This window comes from Nocardiopsis coralliicola, assembly GCF_054779695.1.
The window spans coordinates 228,143-234,247 of the sequence record NZ_BAAGXT010000005.1; the positions used below are offsets into that span (position 1 = coordinate 228,143).

Annotated in this window: 7 protein-coding genes; 4 read left to right on the forward strand and 3 right to left on the reverse strand. The window is 74.4% G+C overall.

The features are described 5' to 3' along the window. Window positions 1-69 precede the first annotated feature (69 nt). Window positions 70-1,089 (reverse strand): class II fructose-bisphosphate aldolase, encoded by a 1,020-nt coding sequence (gene fbaA, locus ACYVGT_RS06650; RefSeq protein ID WP_460855529.1) that lies wholly within the window; start codon window positions 1,087-1,089, stop codon window positions 70-72. Window positions 1,090-1,692: 603 nt separating this feature from the next. Between fbaA and ACYVGT_RS06655 the strand changes: the two genes are divergently transcribed. Beyond that, window positions 1,693-2,118 carry a RodZ domain-containing protein gene (locus tag ACYVGT_RS06655; RefSeq protein ID WP_460855530.1) on the forward strand — a complete coding sequence of 142 codons (426 nt, stop codon included), beginning with the start codon at window positions 1,693-1,695 and terminating at the stop codon, window positions 2,116-2,118. Between the two features lie 18 nt (window positions 2,119-2,136). Here ACYVGT_RS06655 and pyrE read toward each other — a convergent pair whose 3' ends face one another. Then, on the reverse strand, window positions 2,137-2,670 hold the full coding sequence (pyrE, locus tag ACYVGT_RS06660) for an orotate phosphoribosyltransferase (RefSeq protein ID WP_460855531.1): 534 nt from the start codon (window positions 2,668-2,670) through the stop codon (window positions 2,137-2,139). A 72-nt stretch (window positions 2,671-2,742) separates the two neighbouring features. On the opposite strand from pyrE, the gene cutA reads away from it, so the two are divergent. Next, window positions 2,743-3,081: a divalent-cation tolerance protein CutA gene (gene cutA / locus ACYVGT_RS06665; protein WP_460855532.1), complete on the forward strand. Its 339-nt coding sequence runs from the start codon at window positions 2,743-2,745 to the stop codon at window positions 3,079-3,081. Then, window positions 3,078-3,680, forward strand: coding sequence for a hypothetical protein (locus ACYVGT_RS06670; protein WP_460855533.1), 603 nt, complete (start codon window positions 3,078-3,080; stop codon window positions 3,678-3,680). Before cutA ends, ACYVGT_RS06670 begins: the two co-directional genes overlap by 4 nt. A gap of 383 nt (window positions 3,681-4,063) precedes the next feature. Here the strand turns inward: ACYVGT_RS06670 and ACYVGT_RS06675 are convergent, their stop codons facing one another. After that, window positions 4,064-4,798, reverse strand: coding sequence for a hypothetical protein (locus ACYVGT_RS06675; RefSeq protein ID WP_460855534.1), 735 nt, complete (start codon window positions 4,796-4,798; stop codon window positions 4,064-4,066). 311 nt (window positions 4,799-5,109) lie between these two features. On the opposite strand from ACYVGT_RS06675, the gene ACYVGT_RS06680 reads away from it, so the two are divergent. Then, on the forward strand, window positions 5,110-6,105 hold a 996-nt coding region (locus ACYVGT_RS06680; protein ID WP_460855535.1), incomplete at its 3' end, for a sigma-70 family RNA polymerase sigma factor.

A 6,105-nucleotide genomic window follows, 5' to 3' on the forward strand; every position in this document is an offset into this window, starting at 1 on the left:
AGGATCAGGCGGCCGGGCGCACCGCGGCCCCCGGTTCGCGCGGAACCGGGGGCCGGTCAGGAGCGGCCGCTACATGCGGTTGCCCGCGGACTTGAGCTGGCGGCTCGCCTCGGCCACGCGTGCGGCCATGCCCGCCTCGGCGGCCTTGCCGTAGGCGCGCGGGTCGTACTGCTTCTTGTTGCCGACCTCGCCGTCGATCTTCAGCACGCCGTCGTAGTTGCGCAGCATGTGGTCGGCGATCGGGCGGGTGAACGCGTACTGCGTGTCGGTGTCGATGTTCATCTTCACCACGCCGTAGTCGATCGCCGCGTGGATCTCCTCCAGCGTGGAGCCCGAGCCGCCGTGGAAGACGAAGTCGAACGGCTTCTGCCGGCCGTGCTTCTCGCCGACCGCCTGCTGGGCCTCCTTGAGGACCTCCGGGCGCAGCTTCACGTGGCCCGGCTTGTAGACGCCGTGCACGTTGCCGAAGGTGAGGGCGGTCATGTAGTAGCCCTGCTCGCCCAGGCCGAGCGCCTCGGCGGTGCGCAGCGCGTCCTCGGGCGTCGTGTAGAGCTTCTCGTTGATCTCGCCGACGATGCCGTCCTCTTCGCCGCCGACCACGCCGACCTCGATCTCGAGGATGGTGTCCGCCGCCTTGGACGCGGCGAGCAGCTCGGTGGCGATGGTGAGGTTCTCCTCCAGCGGCACCGCGGAGCCGTCCCACATGTGCGACTGGAAGTAGGGCTGCCCGCCCTTGGCGACGCGCTCCTTGGACAGCTCCAGCAGCGGGCGCACGAACCCGTCCAGCTTGTCCTTGGGGCAGTGGTCGGTGTGCAGCGCGATGTTCACCGGGTACTTGTCGGCGACGATGCGCGCGTACTCGGCGAACGCGACCGAACCGGTGACCATGTCCTTGACCGTGGCTCCGGAGAGGAACTCGGCGCCGCCGGTGGAGATCTGGACGATGCCGTCGCTCTCCGCCTCGGCGAACCCGCGCAGGGCGGCGTGCAGGGTCTGGCTGGAGGTCACGTTGATCGCCGGGTAGGCGAAGCCCTGGGACTTCGCGCGGGCGAGCATCTCCGTGTAGACCTCCGGGGTCGCGATGGGCATGGTGCTGTCTCCCTGTTCGGCCTGGGGTGGTCGGTCGGTGCGGTCCCCATCCTCCCTGAGGCGCCGAGCGCGCAGGGCGGGGAGGCGGGTGTGGCACCAGTATCCCGCAGGATTGCCGGACTGCGGCGGCTTCCGGGCGCCTCCCCGGGCAGGTCGGAGCGTGCCCCGGCGCGGCCGGCGGTCACGCTGCGCGGTGCGCCGTGCACGCGGGGAGGCCGCCGGCGAGGCCGGCCTCCGCCGCAGCCGGCGCGGTCCGGCGGCCGGGCCGCCGGCCGCCGACCGGCGGGCACCGGGCTCGGCGGCCGGGGCTTGCGCGCGGGGCCGCATCCGGACAGCTGCTACCGGCGGTCTTCGGCCCTGCCGCAATGGGGCCGCCGGACCGGTCCGGCGCCGCCGCCCCGGGGCTCCGCGGATCCGGCCCGGCCCCGTACTGGACGGTAGCTCTGCCGCTCCGGGTGGCGCGGCGGGCCACCCCGAGGGGGTCCGGTGCGCCACCGCGACCGGGTTTCGGGCGCCCCCTTCTGAACAGGGAATCGCCCGAAAAAGCGGCAAAGGTGATACCCGCCCTCGAATGCCGCGCGTGATTCGCGCTACATTCGCTCCGTGGGACGACATCGCAACGATCCGCGAGGGGCGGGCCAGATAGCGGCGATCGCCGTAGCGGTCGCACTCTTCATCACGCTGCTCGCCCTCGGCGGGTTCTTCCTCTACAACTCCCTGCCGGGCTCCGCATCGGCGCCGACTGCGTCCGAGCCCGCCCCGGAGGCGGAGGAGGCCGGAAGCGCCGAGGACTCGGTGCTCTACATCCGCGTCGTGGGCGACACCGCCGACGTGGTCGTCCGCGCGCCCGGCGGCACCGTGCTCACCGACACCACCATGACCCAGGGCCAGCACCTCAGCTACAACCACGAGGCGATGGACGTCACCGTCAGCGACCCCGCGGCTGTCGAGGTCTACGTGCAGGGGGAGCGCTCCGACATCTCCGGCGAGGAGGCCGGCTACACCTTCAGCGTCGAAGCCTCCGGCTGACCCGGAGCGCCACCGCCGCTACAGCGTCAGGTCGTCCAGGGCATAGGCGGACCGGTAGGTCAGGCCCTCCTCGGCCACCCGCGCGCCCGCACCGCGGTCCACGATCACCGCGACACCGACAACGTCGGCCCCCGCCTCTCGCAGCGCCTCCACCGCGGTCAGCACCGAACCGCCGGTCGTGGAGGTGTCCTCCACCGCCAGGACCCGGCGCCCCGCCACGTCCGGCCCCTCGATGCGGCGCTGCAGGCCGTGCGCCTTGCCGGCCTTGCGGACCACGAACGCATCCAGCCGGCGGCCCTGCGCCACCGCCGCGTGCATCATCGCCGCCGCCACCGGGTCGGCGCCCAGCGTCAGACCCCCCACCGCGTCATAGCCGAGGTCCGCGGTCGCCGCCAGCATCACCCTGCCGACCAGCGGCGCGCTCTCCCCGTCCAGCGTCACCCGGCGCAGGTCGACGTAGGAGTCCGCCACCAGTCCTGACGAGAGGGTGACGCGGCCGTGCACCACGGCCTTATCGTTGATGTGTCCGAGGAGTTCTTCGCGGTCGCTCATGATCAACGAGCTTAGGCGCCTGCGCCCCCGCGCGTTGACGAGCGCCGCTGTGAGCTGCGAAAGCGGGGGGCCATGACCGAACCCGAACCCGAGCACCTCCGGGTCGAGACCACCGCCGGATCGCGCGCCGACGCCGAAGCCATCGCGCGCTCCGCCGTCGAGCACCGGCTCGCCGCCTGCGCCCAGGTGCACGGCCCGATCACCAGCGTCTACCGGTGGGAGCAGCGCATCGAGGCCGACGAGGAGTGGGCGGTGGTGATGAAGACCGCGGCCGACCGGCTCGACGCGCTCACCGCCCACCTCACCGACGTGCACGCCTACGACGTCCCGGAGATCGTGGCGGTCCCCGTCACCGGCGGTTCGGACGCCTACCTCGACTGGGTCGTCGACGAGACCCGGCCGGTCCGGTGAGCCGGAACCTCACCCCGGTCCTGCTGCCCGGCGCGCTCGAACCCGCCGGCGGCTGGGACGGCCTGTACGAGGCGCTCGACGAGAGGTTCGCGCCACCGCTGGTCGCCGACGCTCCCGAGCCGGACACGCCGCCCTACGCGGTCCGGCACGTCGCCGCCGTCTCGCTGCAGCTTGCCGCATTCGACTTCGCCGCGCCGGTGCTCATCGCCCGCGGCGACGCCGGCCCCCTGCTGCCCGCGGTCGGCGCCGCCCTGAGCGCCGCCCACCGCCCGCCGGCCGGCTACGTCTTCGTCGACGCCCTCATGCCCCGCCCCGGCATCGCCACCCGCGCCGAGCTCCGCGCGGCCCAGTGCCCCGGCATGCCCGCCGACGAGACCGCACCCTCCGGATTCGACACCGAGCCCCTGCCGCCGGTGGGGGACTGGCCCGATGCGCCCTGCGGATACGTGCTGTCGGACCCCGACTTCACGCATTGTGCGCATCTGGCTGGCCTGCGGGGGTGGCCGGTTGCCGATGTGTCGGCCGCCGCCGGGGGTTCGTGCCGGAGCGCGGCGGAGTTGGTGGCGGAGTTGCTGGTGGGGTTGATCGGCCGGTTGTGACGGGTGTGTGGCGGGGGCGCGGCGCTTCGGCTGCGGCTCCGCGCTCGCCGCCCCGGCAGAGGAGGGGCGCATCCGCCTCCCCAAGCAGATGCGCCCCAAGGTGCCGCGCGGTGCGCCGCCCCACTGGGCCAGAAGGCGCTCCCGCCGCGGCGTCCGCCACCGGACTCGGGGCCCGGTGGCGCCGGCGGCGCGCTCGGCCGGGAAGGCACTTCCCGGTGGCGCCGCCGCCGGCCGCCGGCGCCGCTCCCTCCCCTCTGCGGAGCAGACCGCCGGCGTCCAGTGGCATTCAGTTGTTTCTGCTGGTCCAGCCTGGTGCCTCGGGCTCTGCCGGGGCAGCCTTTCCGCCGCAGTCGGCCGAGGACGCCGCCCCCGGCCGGCCCCCGTCAGGCGGTGAGCGGGCGGGCGATGTCGCCGAGCAGCGCCCGTGCCTCCTCCAGCCGGTTCGGCAGCGGTACCGTCCACAGTTCGGCGCCGTGCTCGCGGCAGATGCTCTCCCGCAGGTGCCGGGCGCGTTCGGCGAAGTCCGGCGCGGGGCCGGAGAGCACCGCCATCCGCACCCGGCTCAGCAGCGCGATCGACTCGGCGTGCACGAAGAACCGGCCCAGCTCGTGGCCGAGGACGATCAGCGACGCCGTGCGCCGCCACGGGTCGGTCGCCCCGTCCAGGGCCACGATCACCAGCCGGTGGCCCGCCACGCTCCCGCCGCCGCGGTAGAGCTCACCCAGCCGCGTGCGCAGGAACGCCGCGGTGGCGAGGCCGGTGAGCGGGTCCTGGCACTCGTCCGGGGAGCGGCCGCTGTCCGCCCAGCCCTCCGCCAGTGCCCGCACCAGTGCGAGCGGCGGCTCCGGCCACTCCAGGGCGTCGGTGAACGCCGCCAGGTCGCTCAGCGCCCTGCCGACACCGATGCCCGCGCGGGCCCGCGCCTGGCCCAGCCGCAGGCAGCCCGGTGCGAGGTCACCGCCTGCCGCGGCCGCCGCGCAGAGGTGGTCGACGACCGGCGTCCACCAGTCCTCGGGGGCGTCCCAGCCGGCCAGCCGGCTGCGCCCGCTCCAGAGGGTCCGCAGCTGCCTGCGCCGCGCGGCCTCCTCGGTCGCTGCGCCCCGTCCGCGTTCCGCCATTGATGACGCTCCCTGTGCTCGCCGGTGCTGTGCTCGCCGGTGGTGTGAGGGGGCGTCCAGGCCCGCGCCCCCGTTGCGGCGGGCCCGGACGCTCCGTCCTCACCCCTTACATGGATGGCCCGGAGAGGCATGACGCGGTTTCGCAGAACTTTTTCCGGGGCGGTCTGCGGGCCCGCTCCGCTGCGGCGCGGCGCGGCCTCCGGCCGCAGGACACAATTCGGCGGGCTTTTTTCCCGCTCCGGCCGCACCGCCCGCGGCGGTGCGGGAAGCTTGCGGCAAGGCGATGCGGCGACATGTCAGAAGGGGGAGGTATGACCGACGCACCGGATGGACACACAGAGTCGCTCGTCGGCGACGATGAGCTCCTTGATCGGGTGAGAGCGGGCGATACGTCCGCGTTCGGCACTTTGTGGGAGCGCCACGTCGACGCCGCCCGCGGCCTCGCGCGCCGGCTGGTGCGCAGCGACGCCGAGGTCGATGACGCGGTCGCCGACACCTTCACCCGCGTCCTCGCCGTCCTCGGCCGCGGCGGCGGTCCGCGCAACGGCTTCCGCCCCTACCTGCTCACCGCGCTCCGGCACTGCGTCTACGACCGGGCCCGCAAGGACCGCCGCCAGGTCGTCACCGACGACATGGAGCGGTTCGACAGCGGCGAGCCGTTCGTCGACCCCGCGGTGGCGGGCCTGGAGCGGTCGCTCATCGCCCGCGCGTTCCTCTCGCTGCGGCCGGAGTGGCGCGCCGTGCTCTGGTACACCGAGATCGAGGGCATCAAGCCCGCCGAGGCCGCCGGCATCCTCGGCCGCGACCCGAACACCGTCTCCGCCCTCGCCTACCGCGCCCGCGAAGGGCTGCGCCGCGCCTACCTGCAGATGCACCTCTCCGGCGGGGCGGACGCGCGCTGCCGGCCCGCGCTCGAACTGCTCGGCTCCTACGTCCGCGGCGGCCTCGCGAAGCGGGACACCCGGACCGTCGACAGCCACCTCGACTCCTGCGGCCAGTGCCGCGAGGTCTACGCCGAGTTGATGGACGTCAACGTGGGCCTGCGCGGGATCATCCTTCCGCTGTTCGCCGGCCCCGCCGCTGCGGGCTACCTGGCGCAGGTGTCCGCGGGTGCCGCGGCCGGCCCGTTCGGCCGCATGTCCAAGGGGCAGCAGAGCGCGGCGGGCGGAACGGCGGTCGCCGCCGTCGCCGCGGCAGCCGCGTTCGCCCTGGTCGGGGCGGAGGCGCCGATCCCGCCCGAGCCGGATCCGCCGGCCGCGGCGCCGCCCGCCCCGCCCGCTCCGCCCAGCGATCCGCCCTCCACACCC